The sequence below is a fragment of the Kitasatospora sp. NPDC051984 genome (genome assembly GCF_044593455.1).
Taxonomy (GTDB): domain Bacteria; phylum Actinomycetota; class Actinomycetes; order Streptomycetales; family Streptomycetaceae; genus Kitasatospora.
In genome coordinates this window covers 1-26,440 of sequence record NZ_JBIUCB010000038.1, presented here as the reverse complement: position 1 = coordinate 26,440, position 26,440 = coordinate 1, and the positions used below count along the sequence as shown (strand labels likewise).

Annotated in this window: 26 protein-coding genes and 1 tRNA gene; 9 read left to right on the top strand and 18 right to left on the bottom strand. The window is 73.1% G+C overall.

Going from position 1 to position 26,440, the window contains the following annotated elements:
• Nucleotides 1-132: 132 nt before the first annotated feature.
• The 3 genes from ACIHEI_RS35390 to ACIHEI_RS35380 form a co-directional block, all read right to left on the bottom strand.
• Complete coding sequence (locus tag ACIHEI_RS35390) at nt 133-3,003, bottom strand: ATP-binding protein (RefSeq protein ID WP_396609658.1); 2,871 nt, start codon at nt 3,001-3,003, stop codon at nt 133-135.
• A gap of 109 nt (nt 3,004-3,112) precedes the next feature.
• Nucleotides 3,113-3,817, bottom strand: a complete 705-nt coding sequence (locus tag ACIHEI_RS35385) for a flavodoxin family protein (RefSeq protein ID WP_396609657.1) — start codon at nt 3,815-3,817, stop codon at nt 3,113-3,115.
• 122 nt (nt 3,818-3,939) lie between these two features.
• Nucleotides 3,940-6,279: a heavy metal translocating P-type ATPase gene (locus ACIHEI_RS35380; protein ID WP_396609656.1), complete on the bottom strand. Its 2,340-nt coding sequence runs from the start codon at nt 6,277-6,279 to the stop codon at nt 3,940-3,942.
• Nucleotides 6,280-6,487: 208 nt separating this feature from the next.
• Here ACIHEI_RS35380 and ACIHEI_RS35375 point away from each other — a divergent pair, with 208 nt between their 5' ends.
• A complete protein-coding gene (locus ACIHEI_RS35375; protein WP_387643029.1) occupies nt 6,488-6,979 on the top strand; it encodes a glutathione peroxidase in 492 nt (163 codons plus the stop codon).
• Between the two features lie 55 nt (nt 6,980-7,034).
• On the opposite strand, the gene ACIHEI_RS35370 is transcribed toward ACIHEI_RS35375, so the two are convergent.
• Complete coding sequence (locus ACIHEI_RS35370) at nt 7,035-7,289, bottom strand: hypothetical protein (protein ID WP_387642634.1); 255 nt, start codon at nt 7,287-7,289, stop codon at nt 7,035-7,037.
• A 187-nt stretch (nt 7,290-7,476) separates the two neighbouring features.
• Between ACIHEI_RS35370 and ACIHEI_RS35365 the strand changes: the two genes are divergently transcribed.
• Entirely contained in the window at nt 7,477-7,863 is a 387-nt protein-coding gene (locus tag ACIHEI_RS35365) for a YkvA family protein (protein ID WP_396609655.1), read from the top strand.
• A 12-nt stretch (nt 7,864-7,875) separates the two neighbouring features.
• Here ACIHEI_RS35365 and ACIHEI_RS35360 read toward each other — a convergent pair whose 3' ends face one another.
• Together ACIHEI_RS35360 and ACIHEI_RS35355 are read right to left on the bottom strand one after the other, a co-directional pair.
• Nucleotides 7,876-8,445 carry a GNAT family N-acetyltransferase gene (locus ACIHEI_RS35360; RefSeq protein ID WP_396609654.1) on the bottom strand — a complete coding sequence of 190 codons (570 nt, stop codon included), beginning with the start codon at nt 8,443-8,445 and terminating at the stop codon, nt 7,876-7,878.
• 172 nt (nt 8,446-8,617) lie between these two features.
• Nucleotides 8,618-9,520: a metallophosphoesterase family protein gene (locus ACIHEI_RS35355; protein WP_396609653.1), complete on the bottom strand. Its 903-nt coding sequence runs from the start codon at nt 9,518-9,520 to the stop codon at nt 8,618-8,620.
• 270 nt (nt 9,521-9,790) lie between these two features.
• Between ACIHEI_RS35355 and ACIHEI_RS35350 the strand changes: the two genes are divergently transcribed.
• Nucleotides 9,791-10,645, top strand: coding sequence for a lysozyme (locus tag ACIHEI_RS35350; RefSeq protein ID WP_396609652.1), 855 nt, complete (start codon nt 9,791-9,793; stop codon nt 10,643-10,645).
• 67 nt (nt 10,646-10,712) lie between these two features.
• On the opposite strand, the gene ACIHEI_RS35345 is transcribed toward ACIHEI_RS35350, so the two are convergent.
• From ACIHEI_RS35345 to ACIHEI_RS35335, 3 genes are all read right to left on the bottom strand, one after another.
• A complete protein-coding gene (locus ACIHEI_RS35345; protein WP_396609669.1) occupies nt 10,713-11,642 on the bottom strand; it encodes a GNAT family N-acetyltransferase in 930 nt (309 codons plus the stop codon).
• A gap of 179 nt (nt 11,643-11,821) precedes the next feature.
• A complete protein-coding gene (locus tag ACIHEI_RS35340; protein WP_396609651.1) occupies nt 11,822-11,980 on the bottom strand; it encodes a DUF6342 family protein in 159 nt (52 codons plus the stop codon).
• On the bottom strand, nt 11,981-12,538 hold the full coding sequence (locus ACIHEI_RS35335) for a TetR/AcrR family transcriptional regulator (RefSeq protein ID WP_396609650.1): 558 nt from the start codon (nt 12,536-12,538) through the stop codon (nt 11,981-11,983).
• Between the two features lie 76 nt (nt 12,539-12,614).
• On the opposite strand from ACIHEI_RS35335, the gene ACIHEI_RS35330 reads away from it, so the two are divergent.
• Nucleotides 12,615-13,622 (top strand): DsbA family protein, encoded by a 1,008-nt coding sequence (locus ACIHEI_RS35330; RefSeq protein ID WP_396609649.1) that lies wholly within the window; start codon nt 12,615-12,617, stop codon nt 13,620-13,622.
• Nucleotides 13,623-13,637: 15 nt separating this feature from the next.
• On the opposite strand, the gene ACIHEI_RS35325 is transcribed toward ACIHEI_RS35330, so the two are convergent.
• Together ACIHEI_RS35325 and ACIHEI_RS35320 are read right to left on the bottom strand one after the other, a co-directional pair.
• A complete protein-coding gene (locus ACIHEI_RS35325) occupies nt 13,638-14,183 on the bottom strand; it encodes a Uma2 family endonuclease (RefSeq protein WP_396609648.1) in 546 nt (181 codons plus the stop codon).
• Between the two features lie 68 nt (nt 14,184-14,251).
• The gene (locus tag ACIHEI_RS35320) at nt 14,252-14,974 is read right to left on the bottom strand and encodes a hypothetical protein (RefSeq protein WP_396609647.1); all 723 of its coding nucleotides are present in this window, start codon (nt 14,972-14,974) and stop codon (nt 14,252-14,254) included.
• A 98-nt stretch (nt 14,975-15,072) separates the two neighbouring features.
• On the opposite strand from ACIHEI_RS35320, the gene ACIHEI_RS35315 reads away from it, so the two are divergent.
• The 3 genes from ACIHEI_RS35315 to ACIHEI_RS35305 all read left to right on the top strand — a co-directional run bounded on the left by ACIHEI_RS35315 (nt 15,073) and on the right by ACIHEI_RS35305 (nt 16,847).
• Nucleotides 15,073-15,708, top strand: a complete 636-nt coding sequence (locus tag ACIHEI_RS35315) for a GNAT family N-acetyltransferase (protein WP_396609646.1) — start codon at nt 15,073-15,075, stop codon at nt 15,706-15,708.
• Nucleotides 15,705-16,571, top strand: a complete 867-nt coding sequence (locus ACIHEI_RS35310; RefSeq protein ID WP_396609645.1) for a PaaX family transcriptional regulator C-terminal domain-containing protein — start codon at nt 15,705-15,707, stop codon at nt 16,569-16,571. The genes ACIHEI_RS35315 and ACIHEI_RS35310 overlap by 4 nt, the downstream gene beginning before the upstream one ends.
• Nucleotides 16,572-16,703: 132 nt before the next feature.
• Nucleotides 16,704-16,847, top strand: a complete 144-nt coding sequence (locus ACIHEI_RS35305) for a hypothetical protein (RefSeq protein WP_396609644.1) — start codon at nt 16,704-16,706, stop codon at nt 16,845-16,847.
• A 75-nt stretch (nt 16,848-16,922) separates the two neighbouring features.
• On the opposite strand, the gene ACIHEI_RS35300 is transcribed toward ACIHEI_RS35305, so the two are convergent.
• Nucleotides 16,923-17,006 (bottom strand) — tRNA-Leu (locus ACIHEI_RS35300).
• Between the two features lie 133 nt (nt 17,007-17,139).
• On the opposite strand from ACIHEI_RS35300, the gene ACIHEI_RS35295 reads away from it, so the two are divergent.
• On the top strand, nt 17,140-18,228 hold the full coding sequence (locus tag ACIHEI_RS35295) for a hypothetical protein (RefSeq protein WP_387642647.1): 1,089 nt from the start codon (nt 17,140-17,142) through the stop codon (nt 18,226-18,228).
• 17 nt (nt 18,229-18,245) lie between these two features.
• Here ACIHEI_RS35295 and ACIHEI_RS35290 read toward each other — a convergent pair whose 3' ends face one another.
• The 3 genes from ACIHEI_RS35290 to ACIHEI_RS35280 all read right to left on the bottom strand — a co-directional run bounded on the left by ACIHEI_RS35290 (nt 18,246) and on the right by ACIHEI_RS35280 (nt 20,640).
• Nucleotides 18,246-19,127 (bottom strand): Gfo/Idh/MocA family protein, encoded by an 882-nt coding sequence (locus ACIHEI_RS35290; protein WP_396609643.1) that lies wholly within the window; start codon nt 19,125-19,127, stop codon nt 18,246-18,248.
• 5 nt (nt 19,128-19,132) lie between these two features.
• Nucleotides 19,133-19,816 (bottom strand): O-methyltransferase, encoded by a 684-nt coding sequence (locus tag ACIHEI_RS35285; RefSeq protein WP_396609642.1) that lies wholly within the window; start codon nt 19,814-19,816, stop codon nt 19,133-19,135.
• Nucleotides 19,817-19,974: 158 nt separating this feature from the next.
• The gene (locus tag ACIHEI_RS35280; RefSeq protein ID WP_387642650.1) at nt 19,975-20,640 is read right to left on the bottom strand and encodes a DedA family protein; all 666 of its coding nucleotides are present in this window, start codon (nt 20,638-20,640) and stop codon (nt 19,975-19,977) included.
• Between the two features lie 311 nt (nt 20,641-20,951).
• Between ACIHEI_RS35280 and ACIHEI_RS35275 the strand changes: the two genes are divergently transcribed.
• Nucleotides 20,952-21,830 carry an aldo/keto reductase gene (locus ACIHEI_RS35275; RefSeq protein WP_396609641.1) on the top strand — a complete coding sequence of 293 codons (879 nt, stop codon included), beginning with the start codon at nt 20,952-20,954 and terminating at the stop codon, nt 21,828-21,830.
• A 2-nt stretch (nt 21,831-21,832) separates the two neighbouring features.
• Here the strand turns inward: ACIHEI_RS35275 and ACIHEI_RS35270 are convergent, their stop codons facing one another.
• The 3 genes from ACIHEI_RS35270 to ACIHEI_RS35260 form a co-directional block, all read right to left on the bottom strand.
• On the bottom strand, nt 21,833-22,771 hold the full coding sequence (locus tag ACIHEI_RS35270; protein ID WP_396609640.1) for an ADP-ribosylglycohydrolase family protein: 939 nt from the start codon (nt 22,769-22,771) through the stop codon (nt 21,833-21,835).
• Between the two features lie 57 nt (nt 22,772-22,828).
• Nucleotides 22,829-23,656 carry an alpha/beta fold hydrolase gene (locus ACIHEI_RS35265; protein ID WP_396609639.1) on the bottom strand — a complete coding sequence of 276 codons (828 nt, stop codon included), beginning with the start codon at nt 23,654-23,656 and terminating at the stop codon, nt 22,829-22,831.
• A 122-nt stretch (nt 23,657-23,778) separates the two neighbouring features.
• Nucleotides 23,779-26,178 (bottom strand): glycoside hydrolase family 2 protein, encoded by a 2,400-nt coding sequence (locus ACIHEI_RS35260; protein WP_396609638.1) that lies wholly within the window; start codon nt 26,176-26,178, stop codon nt 23,779-23,781.
• Nucleotides 26,179-26,440 lie beyond the last annotated feature (262 nt).

Below are 26,440 nucleotides of genomic sequence, written 5' to 3'. Positions count from 1 at the left end.
TCCCGGCACCGGATGGCTGGAGGGGGCCACCCGGTGCCGGGCCACCGCTGCGAACGGGCGATGCTCGCCTCCACTCGCAGCGGACGCCGCCGCCCGTACCCCGGGCGGCGGCTTCGTCGTGGCAGGGCCGGTTCACCCGGCGTCCGGGCGCTCCGAATACACCTCCGCGACCTGCCGGCGGCCCGTACCGAGCTTGCGCAGCACCTTGGCCACGTGGTTCTCCACCGTGCGCGGCGACAGGAACAGGGCCTCGGCGACCCGCTGGTTGGTGGCGCCGGCGGCGAGCAGCGCGGCGACCTCGTGCTCGCGCGGCGAGAGACTGCCCCCGTACCCACGCCGGCCCGGCCCTCGGCGGACGACGCCGAGATCGCGCAGGACCTGCCCGCAGCGTGCGGCGTCGCCGACGGCCCCCAGGTCCGTGAAGAGGTCGAGCGCCTCGGTGATCGGCGCCGCCGCCGCGCCGGGATCTGCCGGCAGCAGCGCGCCACCCTGCCGCTCCAGCGTGCGGGCCCGCTCGTACGGCCGCCCGATCTCCCGCCACCGGTCCGCCGCCCCGGCGAAGCACCGCGCGGCGGCTTCCGGTTCCGCCTCCCGGCGCAGCAGACCGTGCACGACCTGGAGGTCGGCCGCCGCGGCCGGGGCGTCGCACCCCTCCAGCCCGCGCCCGGTCTCGGCGGCCAGCCGCTCGGCGTCCGCACGGTCGCCGGAGGCCAGCGCCGCCTCGACCGCGGCCGACAGCAGCCCGGCCGCCCGCGGCCAGGCCTCGGCCCGCCGGACGGTGGCGACGGCCCGCTCGGCGGCCGTCCGGGCCCGCAGGGCGTCGCCCTTGAGCAGGTGGACGGTGGCCAGCCCGGCGGCGGCCCGCAGCTCGTGACCCACCATTTGCAGGTCCGCGCCGATCCGGGCGGCCTCGCCGAGCAGTTCGAGTGCCCTGGCGTACTGCCCCCGGGCCGCCGCAAGGTTGCCGGTCAGCAGAGCCCGCTCGACGTGCACCGCCAGCGCCGTGGGGTACTCCTCGACGAGCGCGTCCAGGCGCTCCGCCAACCCCTCCCACCGCCCGGCGAGGACGTCCAGCCGCAACAGCGAACCGCGCGACAGGAACGCCGTGATCGGGCTGGGAACCCGCGCGGCCACCTGCCCGGCCTCGGCCATCAACGCGGCGGCTCGCCGGTCATGGCCCAGGTACGTGGCGACGTTGCCGACGTTGTGCAGGGTGCGTGCCGTCTGAAGCAGCACCTCCCGGTCGCCCGTCCCGCGCGGCAGTCGATCCACGAACTCCCACAGCGAGGGGTCTGCCCGACCGGCCATCAGGGTGATCCGGGTGCCCTGCACAGCGGTCTTCATCGCCTCGGTCCCGTTCACCTGGACGGCCTCCTCGGCCCGCTCCAGCCAGGAGCGGGCATACGCCGGGCCGTTGCCGTCTCTGAGTACCAGCGCAACCATCGCCCGGACGGCGAGCCCGGGGCGGCTGGACACCAGCTCGGCGGTGGCGCGCTCCACCTCGTCGAACCCTGCGGGATCCGCAGTCTCGTTCAGCATGCCCAGGCCCAGGCCGAGCCGGATCTCCCCGCGCACTCCTTCGGGCAGCTGGGGGTCGACGACCAGGCGGCGCAGTAGCCGGGCGTCCGTGGGGAAGTCCACACTGCACGCGGCGATCCCGGCCAGCGCCAGGGCCGCCCGGGAGCGGCTCTCGGCCACCAGCTCGGGACGGTCGAGCATTCGGCGCAGCAGCTCCGCGGCCGTGCCGCCGTCGTTGACGGCGATCGCCTCGTCCGCGGCCTCCTGCGCCCGAAGGAGCCACTCCGTCCGGTCACCGGCGGCGAGCGTGTGGTGGGCGATCTGAACCAGCGGTGCGGGGGTGCGTCCCCGAAGTACCTCAACGGCCCGGCGGTGCAGGCGGCCCCGGGCCGGGGCCGGGATGCGCCGGTGGACGACCTGCTGGGCGAGCACGTGCCGGAACGCGTACTCAGCCTGGTCCACCTCGTGCAGCAGCGACGCCCGGAGCAGCTCGGTGACCGCGTCTGCGCCTTCCTCCGGGCCCAGCCCGGTGAGGCCGACCAGCACGTCCTCCGGTGCCGGCGCCGCGAGGACGGCCGCCGCCTCGGCGACCGCCACGGCGCCGGGGGACAGCCTGTCGAGCCGCTCGGTGACCGCGGCCCGCAGTCCGTGCGCGACGTCGGCGTCCTGCAGGCGCTGCACGGCCCCGGCACAGCCGTGCGTACCAATGTGCCCGGCGAGGGTGATCAGGTCCTCCTCGGCGGCCAGCGGCAGTCCCTCGCTGCGCCGGTACAGCGCGGTGCCGAGCGCGGCGGTGGCATGCGGGCCTAGCGCGGCGGCCGTCAGCTCCTGGACGTCCGGCTCCAGGAGGGAGCCGAGCCGGATCACCGAGCCCCCGGTGCCGGGCGGCTGGCGGTAGGCGGCGCCGAGTACGGAGGTCCCGGGAGGCAGGTCCTCGGCCCGATAGGTGAGTACCAGGCTGAGCTGCGGCGGCAGGTCGCGGGCGAGCAGCAGGAGCAGTTCGCGGGTACCGTCGTCCGCCCAGTGCAGGTCCTCGACGACCAGGGTGGTCGGCCCGAGTGCGGTGAGGAACGAGCGTACGGCGCGGCGCAATTGGAAGCGCTGCCCGGCAGCGTCGGCCGGCCGGGAGGGAGCACTCGGCAGCCGGTCGGCCAGGTCGGGCAGCAGCGGCGCCAGCGCGCCGACGCTGGGCGGGAAGACGGTGTCCGCCGGGTCGGCCCCGCTGAGGGCGTCCACCACGGGGCCGTACGGAAACGGCTCACGCAGCGGATGGCAGCTGCCGTTCAGGACCCGCAGCCCGTCCGCCCGCAGCGCGGCGCACGCCTCCCGGACCAGGCGGGACTTGCCGATCCCCGCCTCGCCCTCGACCAGCACGACCGCGGGCGGCCGGCGCAGCGCGGCCATCAACTCCCCGAGCTCGCGTCGCCGTCCCACGAAACGGAACCGTCCGCCCCGGCCCACCGCCCCGCCGTCGGGGTCTGCCATCCCTGTCACCATCCGCGCCACCCTAGAGCCTGGCTCCGAACAGCGGCAAAGCCTCCCCCGACCCGCGCATGACTTGGGCGTTCCACCCTCGTCTTTGAAAACCGACGGTTCAGCGGTGCTCGGGGTTCTCGAAGTCGAAGCGGCAGCCCGCGTCCCACTCCGAACGCTGGTTGCCGTGCGCCGGAATGCCGCCCACGTCCTTGAGCATCCGCGCCAGGTGCAGCTGGTTCCACGTCATGAACGTGGTGTTGCGGTTGGTGAAGTCGTTCTCCGGCCCGCCCGATCCCTCGTCCAGGTAGGACGGCCCGGGCCCGGCCTCCCCCACCCAGCCCGCGTCGGCCTGGGGCGGAATCACGAACCCCAGGTGCTGGAGGCTGTAGAGGACGTTCATCGCGCAGTGCTTGGCGCCGTCCTCGTTGCCGGTGATCAGGCAGCCGCCGACGCGGCCGTAATAGGCGTACTGGCCATGGGAGTTGAGGATGGAGGAGCAGGCGTACAGCCGCTCGACGACCTGCTTCATCACCGAAGAGTTGTCGCCGAGCCAGATCGGGCCGGCGAGGGTGAGGATGTCGGCGTTCATGATCTGGGAGTAGAGGATGGGCCAGTCGTCGGTGTCCCAGCCGTGTTCGGTCATGTCGGGCCAGACGCCGGTGGCGATGTCGTGGTCGATGGCGCGGATCTGTTCGACCTGGACGCCCTGGCGGTGCAGGATGTCGGCGCTGATGTCGATGAGGCCTTGGGTGTGGCTGCGTTCGGGGGAGCGCTTGAGGGTGCAGTTGAGGAAGACCGCCCGCAGGTCGGTGTAGGTGGTCATCGCTGTCCGTTTCGGGAGCGGGGCAGGGGGGCCTCATCGCACCATGCGTCCGCACACCGGCCCGGGACCGTCCGCCGTTCGACGGACGGTCCGGCGTGCCGTAGCGACAAGAAGACAATCCGTCAGGCGGCGCTCAGTGAGAAGTAGTTCTCCTCCTCCTGCGCGAAGTGCAGTTGCAGGACGGAGTGCAGGCCGTAGAGGCAGGCGCGCAGGTCGTCGTGCTGTTCGGGGGCGAGGGCGCCGGTGGGTTCGGCGTGGGTGAGGTGGGTGGTGATGCGGTGGGCGAGGCGGTGGATCTCGGTGTGGGTGCGGCTCATGGTGGCGGTGGTTTCGGGGCCGCCGAGGGCGTCGGCGAGGGCGGGGTAGAGCTCGTGTTCCTCGGCCTCCTCGTGCGGGAGGAGCCGGGTGGTGAGCAGGTGGTCGACGTGCCGGACGGCGGCGAGGGCGTCGGCGGAGCCGGGGTCGGCGGCGGTGAGCCGGTCGGCGGCGTCGCGGACGGCTTCCAGGACATCGCGCAGGTCGTCGTGTTCGGCGGCGAAGCGGCGGACCAGTTCTTCGGTGTCGGCGGTGATCTCCGGTCCGACGCCGGGCCCGGGGCGCAGGGCGCGCAGGGCGTTGAGGATGACGGCGATGTCGATGAGTTCCTGGAGCAGGGCGCCGGCGGCGGGCGGTAGCAGGCCGAATCCGGCGAAGCCCATGGCGACGAGGGAGAGCAGCATGCCGCCGAGCGCGGACTGGACGGCGATCCGGCGGGAGCGGGTGGCGATCTGGGCGGCGTCGGCGAGGCGGTCGACGCGGTCGGCGGTGAGGACGATGTCGGCGGCTTCGGAGGAGGCGCTGGCGCCGCGGGCGCCCATGGCGACGCCGACGTCGGCGGCGGCGAGCGCGGGGGCGTCGTTGACGCCGTCGCCGACCATGACGGTGACGGCGCGTTCGCGTTCGGCGCGGACGGCGGCGACCTTGTCGGTGGGCGACTGGCGGGCGCGGACCTCGTCGAGGCCGACCACGGCGGCGATTTCGCGGGCGGGTTCGGGGCGGTCGCCGGTGATCATGACCAGCCGGGTGACGCCGGCTCCGCGCAGGCGGCGGACGGTGCGCGGGGCGTCGTGCCGGACGGGGTCGCGGAGCAGGACGGCGCCGATCGGCCGGTCGTCGACGGCGACCCAGGCGACGGCGGCGCCGTCGAGCGCGGCGCGGTTGTCGGCGGCGCGGGCCCAGGCAGGCAGCTGCGAGGTGTCGCGTTGTCCGACGGTGGCGGTGCTGCCGTCGGCGAGGGTGGCGCGGGCGCCGTGGCCGGGCTGTTCGGTGACCTCGTGGACGGGGGGCAGGGTGAGGCCGCGTTCGGAGGCGGCGGCGGTGATGGCTTCGGCGAGGACGTGCGGCGAGTACTGGTCGACGGCGGCGGCGAGCGCGAGGACCTCGGCGGGGGTGCGGCCGGGGGCGGTGGCGATGTCGAAGGCGCGGGGGCGTCCGGTGGTGAGGGTGCCGGTCTTGTCGAGGCAGACGGTGCGCGCCCGGCCGAGGGTTTCCAGCGCGGCTCCGTCGCGGACCACGACGCCCTTGCGGGCGGCGCGCGAGATGCCGGAGACGATGGCGACGGGTGCGGCGAGCAGCAGCGGGCAGGGGGTGGCGACGACCAGGACGGCGACGGCGCGGACCGCGTCACCGGAGATCAGCCAGGCCAGGCCGGCGGCGGCGAGGGCGAGCGGCAGGAACCAGGCGGCGTAGCGGTCGGCGAGGCGGATGACGGGGGCGCGTTCGGCGCCGGCCTGCTGGGTGAGGCGGACGATTTCGGCGTAGGTGCTGTGTTCCTCGGTGGCGGTGGCGCGCAGCTCGAAGGCGCTGCCGGCGTTGACGGCGCCGCTGCGGACGGGGTCGCCGGCCGCGCGGGCGACCTGGGCGGATTCGCCGGTGAGCACGGACTCGTCGAGGACGGCGCGGCTGCCGGTGATCCGGCCGTCCACGGGGACGGTTTCGCCGGGGCCGACGATCAGCCGGTCGCCGATCCGGATGTCGGCGAGCGGGACGGTCTCGGTGGTGTCGCCGGTGCGCCGGCGGGCGGTGCGGGGGGCGTGCCGGAGCAGTTCGCGCAGGTCGCGGGTGGCGCGGCGTTCGGCGGCTGCGTCGAGCCAGCGGCCGCCGGAGAGCATCAGGGCGATCAGCGCGCCGGCCAGGTACTCGCCGGTGGCGAGGGTGCCGACCAGCGCGAGGACGGCGATCAGGTCGACGCCCGCCCGGCCGCGCCGCAGGGCCTGGACGACCCACATCAGGGCGGGGGCGATCGCGGCGGCGGTGGCGACGATCCAGCACTGGTCGGCGAAGCCGTGGGCGCCGGCGGCCCAGGCGATCAGGCCGACGGCGGTGGCGACGGCGACCGCGCCGAGCAGGACGGGTTCGATGCCGCCGCCGCTGAGCAGCTGTCGGGCGCCGCCATGTTCGCTCGGCGCGGTGTGCGGTGCCATGGGGGGTCTCCTCCGTCGGCCTGCGGGTTTCCCTTCCAGTGCACCTCGCTCCACCCGGTCCGGCCAGGGGCCGATCGGCCCGGGCGGCCGGGCCACAAGATCCCGAGATCCTGAGGCGGGTGGGCCGGGCGGGGTAGGTTCGGGGTGTTGGTGTTCCCGTCCGGTGTCCCGGGGTGTCCGGGGGCCGGCGTACAGAGGGCAGGTGGGTATGGAGTCGCTGTTCGAGCTTCCGATCCGGACGCTGGCGGGCGAGCCGTCGTCGCTGGCGGACTACCGGGGCAAGGTGCTGCTGCTGGTGAACGTGGCGTCGAAGTGCGGGCTGACGCCGCAGTACTCGGGTCTGGAGCGGTTGCAGCAGACGTACGGGGAGCGCGGGTTCACCGTGCTCGGCTTCCCGTGCAACCAGTTCGCGGGGCAGGAGCCGGGGTCGGCGGAGGAGATCCAGGAGTTCTGCTCGACCACGTACGGGGTGTCGTTCCCGCTGTTCGAGAAGGTCGACGTGAACGGGGACGGCCGGCACCCGATCTACGCGCGGCTGACGGAGCTGGCGGACGCCTCGGGCGAGGCCGGGGACGTCCAGTGGAACTTCGAGAAGTTCCTGGTGGGTGCGGACGGCGAGCCGGTCGGCCGGTTCCGGCCGCGGACCGAGCCGGAGTCGGCGGAGCTGGTGGCGGCGATCGAGGCGCAGCTGCGCGGCTGACGTGCGGAACCCGCCGGGCGGTCGAAACGGCCGGCGGGTTCCTGGGCAAGTCCGTTCAGGCCTCGCCGGGGTGCCAGGCGGGCCACTGCCAGGGGCGGTCGTCCCAGTGCACCCGGACGGGGTCGTGCGGGTCGAGGTCGGGGAAGTGGTGTTTCACCTCCGGTTCGAACTCCTCGGGGGCGAGCGGTTTCCATCCGGCGTCCTTGAAGTGGACGAGGCGGTAGCGGCTGTCGGTGCGGAACTCCGCGACCCGCACCAGGGGCTCGTCGGCCGTCCCGGTCCCGTTTCCGGTGTTGCTTTTGGTCGTCATGCCGCCAGCTTCGGCCGCGTCCCGGTGCCGCGCGCGCTCGCACCGCCGATGCCGCCGCAGGTGTCACCGTTCGGCCCCGATCGCACCGGGGGTGTCACGGACGGGCCCCGGTCCGGCACGGACGGTGGGAAAAGTGGGCAGTCCCGTACCGTGGAGGGGAGTTCGCAGGGTTCCTCGGGAGGACCGCATGGGCAAGGGCAAGGCGGCGGCGCGGGTGCGCGGGCTGGACGGCCTGGCGGTGACGCGCTCCGCGTGGGGGCTGTACCGGGAAACCCGGCAGCCGGGCGCGCCCGGGTTGGCGGCGCGGGTGTGGGCGCTGCCGCGCCTGGTCCGGGACGTGCTGCTGCGCCGCTACTCGGGGGTCGGGCCGGGCAAGCTGCTGCTGTTGACCTTCGTGGTGGCGGTGTACCTGGTCAGCCCGATCGACGCGATCCCGGACTTCATCCCGGTGCTCGGCTGGAGCGACGACACCGGTCTGCTGCTGTGGTTCCTGGTGGGCCTGACGCGGGAGTCCGGCCGGTACGTGGAGTGGACGCGGCGCGCCGCGTCCGGCGAGCGGCCCGCCGGCGGCTGACCACTGCTTCCGTTACAGCGACTTGATCAGCTTCTCGAAGCGCAGGTCGGGCCTGCGCGGGAGGCCGAAGCGCTCGTCGCCGTACGGGAACGGCTCGTACACGCCGGTGCGGGTGTAGCCGCGCCGCTCGTACCAGGCGATCAGGTCGGGGCGCTGTTCGATGACGGTCATCTCCATCGTCGTGACGCCCCAGGCGTCCCGGGCCCATCCCTCGGCGCGGGCCAGTACCTGGCGGCCGAGGCCGCCGCCCTGGGCGGCCGGGGAGACCGAGAACATGCCGAAGTAGCCGGTGGCGCCCCGCCGTTCGACGTGGCAGCAGGCCAGCAGCCGGCCGTCCTGTTCGGCCAGCAGCACCACCGATTCGGGGTGGGTGAGCAGTTCGGCCACGGCGGCCTCGTCGGTGCGCTGGCCGTCCAGCAGGTCCGCCTCGGTGGTCCAGCCGGCCCGGCTGGCGTCGCCCCGGTACGCGGACTCGACCAGTGCGACCACCTCCGGCACGTCCTGCGCCCCGGCCGGTCGGAAGGCCGGCCCGGAGACGGCGTCGAGGTCGGCGGGACGGGAGGCGGTCGGCTCGGCGATCATGTGGTGCGCTCCTTACAGGTGCTGGAACGGCCATCGTGCCACAGCGCCCTGCCCGGCCCCGGGGGCCGTCCGACGACCGGACGTACGCGTGAAACGCGGGCCTGTCCGGCCGCTTCCAGGCGGGATGATCCGGCGGCGCGCGCCCGGCAAGATCGGCCGGACAGGCCCTGGCTCAGGCCGGCTCGCTCGCGGGGACGGGCTGCTCGGCGGGGCCGGGGTAGGGCAGGATCTGGCGGAGCAGTCCGCGCGGGTGGCCGCGGCGGCGCCACTCGCGGGGGTAGCCGAGGGAGACCTCTTCGAAGCGGACGCCCTCGTACCAGGTGGTGCGCGGGATGTGCAGGTGGCCGTAGACCACGGCGGCGACGTTGAAGCGGCGGTGCCAGTCGGCGGTGAGTTCGGTGCCGCACCACTGGGCGAAGTCGGGGTAGTACAGGACGTCGGTGGGGCGGCGGTCCAGTGGCCAGTGGCTGACGAGTACCAGCGGCAGTTCCGGGTCGTGTGCGGAGAGCGCTTTCTCGGTGGCTTCGACGCGTTCCCGGCACCAGTCCTCGACGCCCGCGTACGGTGCGGGGCCGAGCCGGTACTCGTCGGTGCAGACCACTCCGTTCTCGCGGGCGCGGGCCAGCGACTCGGCCTTGGTGTGCACGCCGGGCACCCGGAAGCTGTAGTCGTAGAGCGTGAACACGGGGGCGATGGCGCAGGGGCCGCCGGGGCCGGTCCAGACGGGGTACGGGTCCTCGGGGGTGACGACGCCGATCTCCCGGCAGCGCTCGACGAGTTGGCGGTAGCGCTCGGGGGCGTCGATGGGGACGGGATCGCGGGTGGTGCTCCACAGTTCGTGGTTGCCGGGCGTCCAGATGACCTTGGCGAAACGTCCGGCGAGGAAGCGCAGGGTGCCTTCGACGGCGTCGACCTGTTCGGCGACGTCACCGGCGACAATCAGCCAGTCGTCCGGGCCTGTTGGTCGGAGTGCGTCGAGGACCGGCCGGTTCTCGGCGACGCCGACGTGGAGGTCGCTCACTGCGAGCAGGCGTCCGTCCGCCACCGCTCCCCCAGTTCGTGTCCACCGGCGCACCGGTTCCGCTTCGCCGGCGCATCCCGGCAGTGGAACGCGCGTTGACACGCTACCGCCGGGGGGTCGGCTACGCCAGCAGGAAGGGGTCTCTGTCGTAGTGTCAACATCCAGTGGAACCGCCGGTGTTCAGCAGTGACACCTATGTCTGTCCGCTCTACATACGTTCTGACGATGTGTGGCTTCTACACTCTGTTGACTGACGGGTCCATGACTATATGCTCCGCAGCGGCCGAAAATCGGCCTCCCCCTTCACCCCACTGAGGACTCGTCATGCCCGCTTCCGGCACCAGCCGCACGTTCCGTCGCGCCGCCACCGCGGTCGCGTCCGCCGCCCTGCTGGTCGGCGCGGTCGCCGCCGCCTCCCCGGCCCAGGCCGCCAAGCCGAGCACTCCCGCCAACTTCCACCCCGAGCTCGACTACGCGGGTTCCACCGTCGCCGCCCACGAGGGCAAGGACACTTCCGCCTCCACCGCGAACTCCGTCGCCGCACTGGCCGCCACCCAGACCAAGGGCATGGACGTCTCCAACTGGCAGGGCAGCGTCGCCTGGAGCACCGCGTACGCCAACGGCGGCCGGTTCGCCTACGTCAAGGCCACCGAGGGCACCACCTACACCAACCCCTCGTTCGCCCAGCAGTACAACGGCTCCTACAACGCCGGAATGATCCGCGGCGCCTACCACTTCGCGCTGCCGAACGTCTCCTCCGGCGCCACCCAGGCCGCGTACTTCGTCGCGCACGGCGGCGGCTGGTCCAAGGACGGCAAGACCCTGCCGCCCGCGCTGGACATCGAGTACAACCCGTACGGCGCGACCTGCTACGGCCTGAGCCAGGCCGGCATGGTCAACTGGATCCGGGACTTCTCCAACACCGTGCACACCAAGACCGGCCGCTACCCGGTGATCTACACCACCACCGACTGGTGGACCACCTGCACCGGCAACAACAGCTCCTTCGGCGCCACCAACCCGCTGTGGGTGGCCCGTTACGCCTCCACCGTCGGCACCCTGCCGGCCGGCTGGTCCTACCAGACCATCTGGCAGTACGCCGACTCCGGCACCCTGCCCGGCGACCAGAACTGGTTCAACGGCGCCCTGGACCGCGTCCAGGCCCTCGCCAACGGCTGACGGTCCGTCAATACACCTGCCTGCGACCGGACTTCGCCCCGCTCCGGTCGCGGGCAGGGCCTTGCTCTTACGTGGTGGGGACGGTCAACTCCCAGGTGTCGACGGCGAAATCGAGCACCATACCGGCGTTGCGGTACAGCGCGGGCGCGCCGGTGGCGTTGTCGGTGTCGACACCGAGGCCGACCCGGGTGCGGCCGCGGTCGGCGTAGAACGCGAAGTAGTACCGCAGCAGGTAGCTGCCGAGGCCCCGGCCACGCAACTCGGAGCGCACGCCGATCTGGGTGGCCCAGGCCATGTCGGACCGGTCGTCGCGGGTGCGCAGCACGGCGACGTCGCCGTGGCCGTCGAGCTCGGCGATCCACACCAGCGACCAGTCGGCGGTGTCCGCGCCGGTGTCCGCGCACCACTTCTCGTAGCTGCGGGGCTGGAAGTCGAAGTGCTCGGCGAAGGTCTCGTGGATCAGCCGGTGCGCGGTGCGCCGGTCGTCCTCGGTGGCGCAGGCGCGCAGCCGCAGGCCCGCCGGGGCATCCGGGAACGGGTCGGTCTTCGGGTCGACGGTGCGGTTGAGCGCGTGGTGGCGGCGGACGTGCTGCCAGCCGCGACCGGCCAACGCGCCGGTGTCCAGGGTGGGTTGGGAGTTGAGCATCAGGTGCAGGACGGCGCGGTCGGCGCCGTTGCCGCGGGCGAGTTCGGCGCCGCGGGCCTCCATCAGCGCGAACAGGTACAGTCCGGCATCGGTGTACCCGGGCAGCAGGTACTGGTCGAGGTTGATCCGCTCCCCCGCCGAACGGTCCCGGACCAGGCCGTAACCGACCAGCCGGCCGTCGGCGTCGTGCAGCAGCCAGGAGTCACGCTCCAGGTCCACCGAAGGGTGGCCGAGATCCTCCTCGACCTCGTGCAACTCGGTGAAGGCGCGGCCCACTTCGATCTCGTCCACCTGATTGAGCAGCGCACACACGGCCTCGGCATCGTCAACTACCGCCGGGCGCACCGTCATTCCCTCCGGGAGTGCCACAGTCCCGCTCCTTCGCTCTCGCTCCGCTGGCAAACCCCGCCTTTCTACCGGCTCCAACGGCCTTGCCCCAAGCGGTTTTTGAGCGAGATACGGGGGCCGGACACGACGACGGGCGGCCCGGTCCGCTGCTCCGCGCCGCCCAGTTGCGCCGTCGGCGGGTGCTACCAGCTCAGGTCCTTCCGGTCGGTAATCACCTTCCCGGCGATGTACAGGTTCCCGCTGGCGTCGAGGATCCCGGCGATCTGCTTTCGACCGCAGGCGGCTTGATCTGTACCTGCGCATCCACCGCCACAATCCGACGAATCGTCAAAAACTCTCACTCAGGCGCGGAACAGCCGCCAGAACGCCGCCGCCAACTCGGAGGCGGGAGCGGGGCGTTCACCGGTGATCCAGTGCGTGACGACGCCCAGCAGGGCACCGGCCAGGTAGGCGGCGTGCACGTCCACCGGGACGTCGTCGAACCCGGTGGGGCGCTTGCCCTCGTGGAAGCGTTCCGCCAGGGCGGCGGTCACCTGTTCGCGCATCCGGCCGGCGAAGCCGGCGCTGCCCTGGTCTCCCAGGGCGCACCGGTAGACGGCGGCCCGGGCCGCGATGTGCTCGAACAGCCCGGCCAGGGCCTCGGGGGCCCGGTCGGGCGGCGCGTCGGCCGGGCACACGCGCACCGCCCGGGCGACCTCGGCGATCGGGCCGTCCATCGCGTCCACCACCAGCGCGTGCACGTCCGGGTAGTGCTGGTAGACCGTGGCCCGGTTGATCCCGGCGCACTTGGCAACGGCGGAGATGGTGATCGCGTCCAGGTCCTGCTCGGCGACCAGCTCCAGGATCGCCTCCCGGAGCCGGGCTCGGGTGCGCTGCGCGCGCGGGTCGTCCAGGTTCATGCGGCTCACTGTACGACGTCCGTCGCGTAACCGACGAGTGTTGCTTAAACGACAGGCGTCGCTTACTGTCACGAGTATGCGAATCGAGATCTGGGCCGACCCGGTCTGCCCCTGGGCGTACATCGGCAAGCGACGGCTGGACAAGGCCCTCGCCGACTGGGACGGCGAACCGGTCGAGGTGCTGTGGCAGCCGTTCCGCATCGACCCGACCGCGCCCGTTCCCGCCACGCCGTTCGAGGGCTCGGCGGCGGACGAACTGCTCAGCGACCTCGGCATCCTGGGCAACCGGGACTACGCCGGAGCCGCTTGCGCCATCGGGCCCGGCCCGGTCACGCAGGCGCCTCCGATCGCCGAGATCGCCGCCGCCGAAGGGCTCGGACCGAACTGGGGTGCCGCCTGGCGCGCCAGCAGCCACGACGCACATCGGCTGCTCGCCCTCGCCCACCGGCACGGCGGCGCCGAACTCCAGCACACCCTCGCCGAAGCCGTCATGAAGGCGCACTTCACCGAGGGCCGCGACATCAGCCACCCCGAGACACTGGCGCAGCTCGCGACCGACGCCGGATTCCCCGAAGCCGCCGCGCTGCTGGCCGACGGCGCCGCCGACCAGCAGGTCAAGGAGCTGCTGCTGATCGGCAAGGCCCGCGGTGTCGCCACTTCGCCGACCCTGGTGGTGGGCGGACAGGCCCTGGCCGGCGCCCAGTCGCCGGAGACCATCACCCGCTTCCTCCGCGACGCCGCCGGCCAGCAGCCCCGGCAGCTCCCCGCCGAGGTCGAGCGTCTCCGCTACGCCGAAGCCCTGATGGACAAGCGCGACCCGCTCGGCGCCCTGACCCTCCTCCGCCCCCTGCTCGACGAGTACGGCGACGAGCCCAGCGTCCGCCTGCTGGCCGCCCGCGCCTACTTCGCCTCCGCCCAACTCGGCCGCGCGGCCGCCATGTTGGAGGAACTCGTCGCCCAGTCCCCCGACGACTCCTACGCCCGCCTCCTGCTCGGCCGCACCCTCACCCGCCAGGGCCGCACGGAGGAGGCCGCCGTGCACCTCGCCCTGGCAGGGGCGATGACCCCCGAGTACGCGAAGTGACCTGCGGCCGACGCGTCAGCTGACGCCCGGCTCCGGCCGGGGCAGCTCGTCCAGGTCGAGCGTGTAAGTCCGCCCATCGGCCAGCTCGATGGGCAGCTTGCCCGAGCCGTACTTGTGCGTGAACGCCGCGATGTAGCCGGAGCCGGTGGGGCGGGTGTGGACGACGACCTCACCGGCATACGGGTCCACGACCACGTAGACCGGGATGCCGTAGCGGCCATACTTCGCGGTGCAGTCGTCGTAGTCCTTGCGCGCCGAGGAGACCGACACCACCTCGGCGATCAGCAGCACGTCCTCGAAGCTGTAGCGCTTGCCCTGCCGTTCCGCGTCCTCCCGAAGGATCGCGAAGTCCGGGGCGGAGTTTTCGTCGGCCGGGAATTCCAGGTACACGTAGGAGGCGGTCTTCGCGCGCCTGCCCAGCGAGAGCGAGTCGATCTGCATCGACTTGATCGTGCTGGAGTGCTCAAAGCTCTGCGGAGTCATAACCACCTTCCCGTCCGTGCCGAAAAAGACCACATGCCCCGGAGGGAACTCGGTGCGCATGACCGCGTCCACGCTCATCAACTGCTCCTTTCCGTCGCTCTCAGGGTATGGCGCCCCAGCCCCGCATGGGGCGCCGCGGGGGCGCGCTACGGGCTGGCGGGCGCCCCGGTCTCTCGCCACCACTGGCGGCCGCCGGTGTCGTGGACGACCAGGCCGAGTCTGGCCAGTTCGCGGCGGAGTTCGCCGATCTCCTTCTCCTCGCTCTTCTTCAGCGCCTCGGCCCGGGCCTTGAACAGCACGTTGCCGCCGGGCGGCAGGCCCGGCATGTCGGCGACCCAGCGGCGGTAGGTGTCCTGGTACGGGTCGCCGTCCGGCAGCCACGGGTAGCCGTGGGTGCGGAAGGCCTCCGCGAGGCGTTCGATCGACGGCAGGTCGGCGCCCTCGTTCTTGTACTCGGCGATCAGCTCCTCGCCCTGCGCGCCGAGCACCACCAGCCGCTTGCGGTCGGCGAATACGCCGCTGACCGCCGCCCGGGGGGCGCTCTGGGTGGAGTCGCCGCGATCCGTGGTGATCCGGTCCCTCTCGATGGTGACGGTGACGTAGCCGCGCTCGGCCAGTACCACGACGGCGACGCCGGCCAGGGCGCCGAGCACGAGACTCCCGATGGTGGCGGCCGGTTCGGGCGCCTTGGCAATGAGATCGACCGGCCCCTTCCACGGGATCCACGGCCAGGTGGACGCCCAGTGCGCCAGGAGTTTCAGCAGGAATCCGGCCCCGGCGCCCAGGACCGGAAATCCGGCCGCCACCAGAACGCGGTCCGAGGTTTTCTGTCGAACCCTGATCGCCGCATCTTGGTCGGTCTTGCTCATACGCCCCTCCCCGAAGTACAAATCTATCGAACGCGAAACGACCGTTCTCAGAACGAGCGTACTACGGCTGTCGTGGACGACGAGCAGCGGAGGAAGCCATGGGCGCACCGAACGAACCGGCGGCACCCGGTCCTGAGCTTCGGCGAGGTGTCCCCGAAGGGGCCGAAGGGCAGGTCGCCGCCCTGTACTGGGAGGCGTTCGGGCGCAAGCTCGGCCCGGCGCTCGGCCCGCCCGAGACCGGCCGGGCGTTCCTCGCCGCCCACCTGCGGCACGACCGCGGCATCGTCGCGCTCGACAGCACGGGCGCGGTGGTCGGTGTCGCCGGCTACCAGCTCGCGGGGCGCGGCCTGACCGGCGGCTCGGCGCGCGACGTGCTGTCCGTGTTCGGCCCGTGGGCGGGGCCGCCGCGGCTCGCCCTGCTCGCGCTGCTCTCCCGGAAGCCCGCCGAGGGCGAACTCGTCATGGACGGCATCTGCGTGGCGGCGGCGCAGCGAGGCGCCGGTGTCGGCAGCCTGCTGCTGGACGAGATCGCGGCCGTCGCGGCCGAGAGCGGCTGCACCCGGATCCGGCTGGACGTCATCGACACCAACCCGCGTGCCCAGGCCCTGTACACGCGTCACGGTTTCCGCGCCCTGCGTACCCAACGGACGCCGTTCCTGCGGACGTTGATGGGGTTCGGGGCCGTCACCACCATGCACCGGGCTGTCGGCCCACTCGGAAGGGCGCACCTGTGAACCTTTCCCGGCCGGAGATCACCACCCGGCTGCTCGTGCACGCGCTGGTCCGTGAGGACGGGACTGTCGATGCCGGTGAGCTCTACACCGTCGCCGGACTGCTCGGGATGACCGATCAGCAGGTCCGACTGTGTGTCAAACGCCTGGTCGGCGAGGAGAAGTTCCGCCAGGACGGGCGCGGGCGCCGGGCCGTCCTGCGGAGCGTGTCCGACGCGGCGGGCGGCGCCCTCGCCCCCGACGCCGACCACATCCGGTACGCGTACCGGCAGGACGCGGGGCTGGCGCCCTGGGACGGCGTCTGGCACCTGTTCGCGTTCGCCGTGCCGGAGGCCCGCCGCGCCGTCCGCGACGCGCTGCGCGAGACCCTCCTGCACCTGGGCGCGGCACCCGTCCAGGGCGGGCTGTACGTCGCGGCCAACCCGATCGGCGAGCTGGTCGAGGCCCGGGCCCGGCAGCTCGACGCGCTCGACTCGGTCACCTTCCTCACCAGCACCGACCTGCGCATCGGGGACGTCACCGACCCAGCCCAACTGGCCGCCCACGCCTGGCCGTTGGAGGCCATCGCCGCCCGCTACGAACACCTGGCGGCCTTTGCCGCGGCCGGCACCGAGCGGGCCACCGGTTCGGCCCTGCCCGCCGCCGAGCGGCTCACCATGGCCGTGGAACTCGCCGCCGAGTTCAGCGCCGCCATGACCCCGGACCCGCTCCTCCCCCCGGAACTCCTGCCCCCGCACTGGCCGGGCCGCCACGCCCGCCACCTCGCCCGACAGTGCTGGGCCACGCTGGGCGCCCTCCCCGCCCCCGCCACCCCACTGCCTCGCCTGTTCCGCCTCTACGAGGACGCGTTCGCCGCACCCCGGTGAACGCGGGCGCCGACGGCCCGTCCAGCTGAGTCGAGTCCGGCGCCGGTCGCGAGCGCCTCTGCGAAGTGCGGGCACGTCTCGGCGTCGGGGACGGGCGGGGGCGCCCGGCGTGCGGGCGAGCTCCGCCCGGGTGTGGCCGACCGTGACCGTCGTCGCGGCGCTCAGGACGTCCATGGCGAGGTCGAGCGGCACGCCCTGATGGACGCCATGCTCCGCGGCTGGATCGCCGACGCCCAAGCCACCGGCGTCCGCCCCCGGCTGCGTCCGTGCTGCTGACGGCGGGTCGGATCTGAGGAGACCTCAAGGGAACGAGAAAGCCCCGCAGATCCGAAGATCTGCGGGGCTTCGCTGTGCGCGAGGGGGGAGTTGAACCCCCACGCCCTTTCGGGCACTGGAACCTGAATCCAGCGCGTCTGCCTATTCCGCCACCCGCGCAAGGGTGTAGTCGTTGGTGGCTCGTTTGCTCCGTTCGACCTGCTGAGAAGCTTACCCCATCTCCGGGGGCCGTTCTGACCGGCCCGGAGCCGTCGCGGACCGGGCGGGGGTGGTGGGGCGTCACAATGGCCGGATGAGAGTGATCTTCACCGTGGCCGGAGTCGCGTTGCTGGTCTGGACGGCGGCCAGCATCCTGCGGACGCTGGTGGTGCCGCGCGGGCTGTACTCGGCGATGGCGATCCGGCTGTGGTCCTCGCTGCGGGTGGTGGTGCGGGTGGTGGCGGCGCCGTTCGGTGGGTACCGGGCGATCGACCGGGCGCAGACCTGGCTGGCGCCGCTGACCCTGCTCGGGATGCTGGGCTGCTGGCTGCTGTTCACGTTGACCGCGTACACCCTGCTGTTGATAGGGACGTCCGAACTGCCGTGGCACGTGGCGTTCCGGGAGGCCGGGTCGAGCCTGTTCACGCTCGGCTTCGCCAGCGGCGACCGGCTGCACCTGTCGGTGCTCGACTTCCTCGCGGCGGCCAACGGCCCGCTGATCATCGCGCTGCTGATCGCCTACCTGCCGACGCTGTACTCGGCGTACAACCGGCGGGAGTTGGAGGTCACGCTGCTCCAGTCGCGGGCGGGCGAGCCGGCCTGGGGGCCGGAACTGCTGGCCCGGCAGACGCTGGTGGGGACGGAGGCCGGGCTGCCGGAGCTGTACCGGGACTGGGAGCGGCTGGCGGCGGATCTCGGCGAGGGGCACTCCAACTACCCGGTGCTGATCGCGTTCCGCTCCCCGCAGCCGTACCGCAGCTGGATCGTGGGCCTGATCGCGGTGATGGACGCGGCCGCGATGCAGTTGGCGCTGAACCCGCGCTCGGCCCCGCCGGAGGCCCGGCTGATGCTGCGGGCCGGGTTCACGGCGCTGCGCGACATCGCGACCGCGCTGCGGATCCCGTTCGAACCGGACCCGGAGCCGGAGGAGCCGATCCGGCTGACCTTCGCGGAGTTCGACGCGGCGGTGGCGATGGTGACGGCCGCCGGGGTGCGGCTGGAGCGGCCGATCGTGGACGCCTGGCCGCACTTCCGCGGCTGGCGGGTCAACTACGAGTCGATCGCCTACGAGTTGGCCCGCCGCGCGGACGCGGTGCCGGCACTGTGGACGGGGCCGCGGGACTTCCCCGCCACCCCGATCCCACCGCGCCGCCCGGCGGACCGCCGCCCGGCCAACCCCTGACGGCCCCTCGGCTACTGCTACGTGACCAGCTGCTCCTCGGCCTGTGCCAGCACCTCCACCACCCGCCGCCCGAACCGGACGTCGCACGGGTGCGGGGTGCCGGTCGCGGCGGACGCCAGCAGCGCGTCCAGGGCGCGGCCGTACGCGGTGGTGGGCGGGCCGTCCCGGTCGGGGAGGCGGGTGACGCCGGAGGCGCCGCGCAGTTCGGCGCCCGCGCCGAGCGCGGAGGCCTCGGGCGGGGCGGTCAGGCTGAGCGTGACGGTGCTGGACGCGCCGCCCTCGTGCCGCAGGATCAGGTGCGCGGTGTCGCCGGGGCCGGGCGCGGCGGTGACGTGTTCGACGTCGCCGAGGGCGGGCATCAGCACCGACAGGGCGTGCGGGCCGACGTCCCACAGCGCGCCCTTCTGCTGCCGCCACGGCGAGACCGCGTAGGGGCTGTCGGTGGTGAACACCGAGCCGATCCAGTGGCAGTGCGCGGTGAACCAGCCGCCCCGCTCGGCCTGTTCGTCGATCCAGGGGCCCTGCACACCGTCGAACCGGACGGTGAAGAACACCACCGAGGCGACACCGGCCGCGGCGGCCGCGTCCTCGACGGCGCGGGCGGCGTCCACCGTCGCGGCGACCGGCTTGTCGAGCAGCAGGTGCTTGCCGGCCGCGGCGGCGCGCACCGCGTACTCGGCCTGCACGTCCGGCGGCAGCGCGATGGCGACGGCGTCCACCGCCGCCAGCAGGTCGTCCACCGCCGTGTACCCGGGAACGCCGTGTGCGGCGGCGAGTTCGGCGGCGGCCTCGGGGCGGCGGCCCCACACGCCGGCGAACTCGACGTCGGGGTGGGCGGCCAGCGCCGGGGCGTGCACCAGGCCCGCCCAGGGGCCGGTGCCGAGCAGTCCGATCCGCACGGTGCTCAGCCCTCCACCCGGATCAGGGTGAAACCGTCGTAGCCCTTGCGGCCTACGGTCTGCACGGTGGTGGCGTCCAACCGCTTGTCCCCGGCGAGCAGTTCGTGCAGCCGCTGGACGCCGCGCACGGCCTCGTCGCTGCTCTGCTCGTCGGCGAGCCTGCCGCCGCGCACCACGTTGTCGACCACGATCACCGAGCCGGGCCGGGTGAGCGCCAGCGACGCCTCCAGGTAGTGCGGGATGTTCGGCTTGTCGGCGTCCACGAACACCAGGTCGTAGGGCTCGACGCCCTCCTCGGTGAGCTGCCGCAGGGTGTCGCGGGCCGCGCCGAGCCGGACCTCGACCCGGTCGGCGAGGCCGGCCCGGCGCAGGTTGGCGGTGGCGACCTCGGCGTGCGCCGGGTCGATCTCCAGCGTGGTCAGGGTGCCGCCGGCGGGCAGCGCGCGGGCCAGCCAGATCGCGCTGTAGCCGGCCAGCGTGCCGATCTCCAGGATCCGCCGGGCGCCCTGCATCCGGGCCAGCAGGTGCAGCAGCTTGCCCTGGTTGGCGGCCACCGCGATCTGCGGCAGCCCGGCCCGGTCGGCGGCCTCGAGCGCCGCGTCCAGCACCTCGTCCTCACCGATCAGCCGGGCGGCGGCCCAGTCGTCCACCGCCGTCCAGAGCTGCTGCGGGTTGTCCTGCGGGCTCATTCCCCACCTCCGTGATCGCTTCGCGGTGCGACCCTACTCCCTGCCCTTTGGGTCGCGACGCCGGACGCGACGAGGCCACCACCGCTTTGGGCCCGGACGCGACGAGGCCGCCGCGTCCGGTGCGGACGGGGCGGCCTCGGTCGGGCGGTGCCGGTAGTTCAGTCGACGAGCGTCTCGGAGAGCGGCTCGCCGCTCTTGCCGCCGGACTGCTCGGGGTGCGCGGCCCGGGACTTCTTCGCCCGCCACTTGAGCACCAGCGCCGAGCCGACGCCGAACACCGCGGCGGCGGCGAGGCCGATGTACGAGGCGCCCTTCAGGTACTGCTCGGCGACCTTGCCGACCTGGTAGACCAGCAGCGTCGTGCCGCCCGCCCAGACCACGCCGCCCAGCACGTTGGCGATCAGGAACTTCCAGTACGGCATCCGCAGGGTGCCGGCCAGCGGGCCCGCGAAGATGCGCAGCAGAGCGATGAAACGGCCGAAGAAGACCGCCCACATGCCCCAGCGGTGGAACGCGCGCTCGGCGGTGGCGAGATGATCGGGCCCGAAGTGCTTGGGGAACCTGCGGCCGAGTTTCTCGAACAGCGGCCGGCCGCCCTTGTGGCCGATCGCGTAGCCGATCGAGTCACCGATGATCGCGCCGGCGATCGCGCAGCCCGCGACGCCCCACGGGCTGACGATGCCCTTGGCGGCGAGGAGGGCGGAGGAGACCAGGGCGATCTCTCCGGGCAGCGGAATGCCCAGACTCTCCAGTCCGATGATCAGGCCGATGATCACGTACACCGAGGTCGGTGGAACGCTCTCGATCCACTGGTCGAGGTGCAAGGCGGAGTACCTCCGTCGGGGCAGGGACAGGCGGCCGACACGCGGCGGCACACGGGAAAAGCTTCGGTAAAGGCCCGAACCGGGCCAGCCTAGCCGCTCCCGGGCCGCAGGCCGAGCGGCTGCCTGCACCGCACGTCAGCGACCGTCCGGGGTGCTCCCCACCCGCTCACCCACACCCGGTCCAACTCCCGGCCCCGGCCGATTCGTTCCCGCTCTGCGGGTGACATTCCGCGCACCCGCCGGGCCTGTTCCCGGCTCCTCCCAGCACCCCATACTCCGTCTCCGAACAGCAGCAATCCCGGGGAGGACGCATGACGATGGCAGCGGCGGCAGGCACCTGGCAGCTCGGCGATCTGGAAGTGAACCGGATCGGCTACGGCGCGATGCGGCTGACCGGCAACGGCATGATGGGAAACTCCGACGGCGCCCCGATCGACCGCGGGCACGCCGTCCGGCTCCTGCACACCGCGTTCGAGCAGGGCGTCAACCACGTCGACACGGCCTCCTTCTACTTCTCGCCGCTGCGCTCCGCCAACGAGTTGATCAACCGGGCGCTCGACTCCTGGCGGGGCCACGAGGTGGTGGTGGTCACCAAGGTCGGCCCCGGGCGCACCCCGTCCGGCGAGTGGCAGACCATGGCGCGGCCGGACGAGCTGCGCGGCCAGGTCGAGGAGAACCTGCGCCAGCTCGGCCGCGACCACCTGGATGTCGACTGCGCCTCGGTCGCCGAGCACTGGGGCGCGCTGGCCGAACTGCGCGAGGCCGGGCTGATCCGGCACCTCGGGCTGTCCAACGTCCGCCCCGAGCACATCCGGGAGGCACGGACGATCGCCCCCGTGGTGTGCGTGCAGAACTCCTTCGGACTGGACTGGCGGCGGGCCGAGGACACCGGCGTACTCGGGCTCTGCGCCGAACTGGGCATCGCCTTCGTCCCGTTCTTCGCCATCGCCGGCCTGCACCGGGAGGCCGCCGCGGCCGCCGAACAGGACCGCCGGGTCGCCGCCGTCGCCACCGAACTCGACGCCACCCCCGCCCAGGTCCGCCTCGCCTGGACCCTGCACCGCGGCCCCCACGTCCTCGCCATCCCGGGCACCACCAACCCCGCCCACCTCGCCGAGAACCTCGCCGCCGCGACGCTTCGCCTGACCCCCGCCCAACTCGCCGCGCTGGACGCCGACCCGGCCGCCTGAGCTCAGCCTTCCGCCACCCAGGCCGGCAGGCCCTCGCGGCGCTGGAGCCACGCGGGCGGGACGTCGGCCAGGCCGGTGCGGGCGGCGACCACGCCGCCGGTGATGGCGCAGGTGGTGTCGACGTCGCCGAGGCCCTCCGCGGTGGTCCAGAGCGCGTCGGGGAGGCTGTCGAGGTGGTGGGCGGCGGACCAGAGGGCGAACGGGACGGTGTCGGAGGCGCGGATCCGCCGGCCGTTGCCGAGCAGGTCGGCCGCCCGCCGGGGCTCGGTGTCGGCGGGCAGTGCGGCGGCGGCCGCGACGCCGTCGCGGATCAGCCCGTCGGGGGTGCGGGCGGCGACCTCGTGCAGCAGGTCCGCCCCGGCCGGGCCGTCCCCCAGCACCCGGCCGCGGGCGGCGAACGCGGCGGCCAGGGCGACGGCGACGGCCCCGGCGATGCCCTCGGGGTGGGCGTGGGTGACCTCGGCGGAGTACTCGGCCTGTTCGACGACCTCGTCGAGGTCCTCGGCGAACCAGGCGCCGAGCGGGGCGACCCGCATCGCCGCGCCGTTGCCGAGGCTGCCCTGCCCGTCGAACAGTTCGCGGGCCTCCGTCGCCCACCGCTCGGGGTGTTCGGCGAGGACGGGCAGCAGCCGCGTCATGCCGTAGCCGTAGCGGCGGCCCGGGTCGGCGACGTACGCCGCGCCGAACATCGCGGCGAGCTGGGTGCGGTTGACGCCGTCCTGGTCGATCAGCGCGCGGTGGACGGCCAGTGCCATCGCGGTGTCGTCCGTCCACTCCCAGGGCGACTCCTCGGGCGTCCGGCGGGCCCTGATCTGCTCGACCGCCTCGGCGGGCGCGCGGAACCGCTTGAACCAGCGCTCGCCGAACGCGTCGCCGAGGGCCACCCCCTCCAGGGCGTCGCGCGCAGCCTGCCGGGCGGTGATGGTGGTGGTGGTCGTCATGGCCGGTCATCCTGGCAGCCGCTCCCCCGCCTGCCCACCGCATTTCCCGCCCGCCCGTCAGGACTTCAGGAACTCGAGCAGGTCCTGGTTGAAGCGCTCCTTGTCGCCGGTCACCATCGCCAGGCCGTGCGACCCGCCCTCGTACACCTTGAGCACCGCGCCGCGGACGAGGGCGGCGGTCTTGCGGCCGGTCGCGTCGATCGGGACGACCTGGTCGTCGTCGCCGTGCACCACCAGCAGCGGGATGTCGAACTTCTTCAGGTCGGCGTGGAAGTCCGTGTAGCCGAACGCGTCCACGCATTCGACGGCGCCCTTGATGGTCTCCGCCATCCCCATGAACCAGAACGCGTCCAGGTTGCCCTGGGTGGCCTTGGTGTGGACGCGGTTGGCGCCGAAGAAGGGGACGGCGGTGTCCTTCCAGAACTGGGCGCGGTCGCGCAGGATGCCGGCCTTGAGCGAGTCGAGGACGCTGCCGGGCACGCCGTCGGGGTTGTCCGGTCCCTGCGCCAGAAGTGGGGTGACGGCGGAGAGCAGGACGGCGGACTTCACCCGGGAGGTGCCGTGCCGGCCGATGTAGCGGGCGAGTTCGCCGCCGCCCATGGAGTGCGCGACCAGGGTGACGTCCCGCAGGTCGAGGCTGGTGAGCAGGTCGTTGAGGTCGTCGGCGAAGGTGTCGAAGTCGTAGCCGTCCCACACGGGGGTGGAGCGGCCGTGGCCGCGGCGGTCGTGGGCGATGCCGCGGAATCCGGCGTCGGCGACGGCCTTCAGCTGGTCCTGCCAGGCGTCGCCGTTGAGCGGCCAGCCGTGCAGGAAGACGACGGGGCGGCCGTGGCCCCAGTCCTTGTAGAAGAGCTCCACACCGTCGCGGGTCGTGCAGTGGGGCATGTGCGTTCTCCGATCCTGGGCCGGTGCCCGCTCCCGTACGGAACGGCGGGCACCTCGCCCATTCAAGGCAGAACCGGGCCGGGCCCGCACGGCGGCTCAGCTCAACGGCCGCACCCGCGCGGTCACGACGGCTCGACGCAGAACACCGCCTGCCGCACCTCCTCGGCGCTCGGGGTGCCCGCGCCGTGCACCCGGATGGTCACCTGCTCGCCGGGGAGCAGCGTGGTCAGGCCCCGGTCGGCGGTGGCGGCGGGGTGCAGGCGGTCGGGCTGGAGCAGCAGGTCGCGGAGCAGCGTGCGGGCGGTGATCCGGACGTCCACCGCGCCGTCCCCGGCGTCCGTCACGTCGAGGTCGAACTCGGGCTGCGGGTACGCGAATTGCTTGTCGGGGACGGGAATGTGCACGGCGCGCAGGCCGTCCGCGTCCGCCACCAGGTACTCCTTGGTCGCCCCTTCGTCCGTCAACATGCCTTCCGGCAGCGGAAGTTCGTGGACGGCGCGGGGCGCGACGGTGACCTGTTCGGTGTGCTCGGTGAGCAGCCGGCCGGCGGTGTCGAGGCGGCGCAGGTGGAGGGTGGTGGTCCACGGCTCGGCGGACTGGTTGACCAGGGCGGTGCGGGGTGCGCCGTCGCGGTCGGCGGGCTGGAGGGTGAGCAGCCGGTCGGCGTACAGGCGGCGCAGTTCGTGGTGCAGGGGCTTGAGCCGGCCGTCGCCGTCGATGGCGGCCCAGGAGGAGACCGGCCAGCAGTCGTTGAGCTGCCAGACGATGGTGCCGGCGCAGTGCGGCCAGTGGGAGCGCCAGTGTTCGATGCCGGTGGCGATGGCGCGGGCCTGGGTCACCTGGGTGAGGTAGTGCCAGCGGTCGAAGTCGGTGGGGACGTCGAAGTGCCGTTCCAGGCCGCGGCGGAGTTTGCCGTTGCCGTCGCCGGCCTTCTGGTGGTGCAGCATGCCGGGCGAGTCGGCGGCGAGGGTTTCGCCGGGCAGGGCACGGCGCAGGGTGGCGTGGGCGGGTGGGGCCTGCCAGCCGAATTCGGCGACGAACCGGGGGACGGTGGCGCGGTATTCGGCGTAGTCCTCGCGGTTCCAGACGTCCCAGGAGTGGTGGGTGCCGTGGTCCACGTCGTTGGGATGGTGGTCCCAACTGCCGGACCAGGGGCTGCCGGCGGAGTAGGGGCGGGTGGGGTCGAGTTCGGCGACGATCCGGGGCAGCAGGCCGAGGTAGTAGCCCTCGCCCCAGGAGTCGCCGTTCAGCTTCTCCTCCCAGCCCCAGTCGCGGAAGCCCCACTGGTTCTCGTTGTTGCCGTTCCACAGCACCAGCGAGGGGTGCGGCATCAGGCGGACCACGTTGTCGCGGGCCTCGGCCTCGATCTCGCCGCGCAGGGGCTGCTCCTCGGGGTAGGCGGCGCAGGCGAACGGGAAGTCCTGCCAGACCAGCAGGCCGAGTTCGTCGCAGAGGTCGTAGAACGCGTCCTGCTCGTAGATGCCGCCGCCCCAGACCCGGATCAGGTCGACGTTGGCATCGACGGCCTGCAGCAGGCGGGTGCGGTAGCGGGCGGGGGTGACGCGGGTGATCAGGGTGTCGTCGGGGATCCAGTTGGCGCCCCGGACGAACAGCGGCTCACCGTTGACGGCCAGCGTGAAGGGGGTGCCGGCGGCGTCGGGGGTGCGGTGCAGCTCGACGGTGCGGAAGCCGATCTGCCGCTTCCAGGTGTCGAGTTGGCCCTCGCCGTCGCTGAGGGTGAGGGCGAGTTCGTAGCGGGGCTGGTCGCCGTAGCCGCGCGGCCACCATCGTTCGACGTTTGCGGCTTCGAGCACGAGCACGGCGGTGTCGCCGTCGAAGGTCGCGTCTGCCTGCGCACCCGCGACGGTGGCGCGGGCGGTGAGCGGACGGCCGGCGCCGGTGGCCGTGCGCTCGACGGTGAGGTGCAGTTCGACCCGGCCGGTGGTGCCGTCGGCGGTGATCAGCGGGCGGACGGTCGCGATCCGGGCGGTGGACCACCGCTCGAACCGGACGGGCTTCCAGATGCCGGCGGTGGGCAGCGTCGGGCCCCAGTCCCAGCCGAAGCTGCTGGCCATCTTGCGGATGTACTGGAACGGCTCCGGGTACTCGTTGGGCCGCTCCCCGACCAGTCCGCGGACCCGCTCGGCCTCCGTGTAGGCGCTGGTGAAACGCACCGTCAACTCGCCCGCCAGGCCGGTGGCGTCGAAGCGGTGGCTGCGGTGCATGTTGCGGGTGGTGCCGAGTTCGACGCCGCCGAGGGTGACGGTGGCGACGGTGTCCAGGCCCTCGAAGACCAGGTCGGTGCGCTCGTGGGCGCCGCCGTCGGCGGGCACGTCGAGGCTGTACGTCCAGTCGCGGCGGCCGACCCAGGCCACGGCCAGCTCGTTGTCGCCCAGGTACGGGTCGGGGATCAGCCCCGCCGCCAGCAGGTCGGTGTGGACGCAGCCGGGTACCGCAGCGGGCAGCAACTCCCCTTCGTGGTGCAGGTTCCAGCCCTGGTCGAGCGGGGTGGTGTCCATCATCGGGGCGGCTCCTCGATCGCAGATGTGCAGCGCGAGCAGCACGGTAACCCCGCCCCGTCAGGCCTGTCCACGAACCGGTCGGGCCGTCGAGCGCGGCCTGGCCGCGACGCCGTCCCGGTCGCGCTACGGCGAGACCTCCGGGTCGTCCGGGAGCGGCCACGGCCACTTCAGAGGACGGTATGTGACGTGATGTCGCTTCTGTCATCACCAGAACGTGTGGTGCCGATGCGTCCGCGCTGATCGGGGTGTCCGGCCGTGCTGG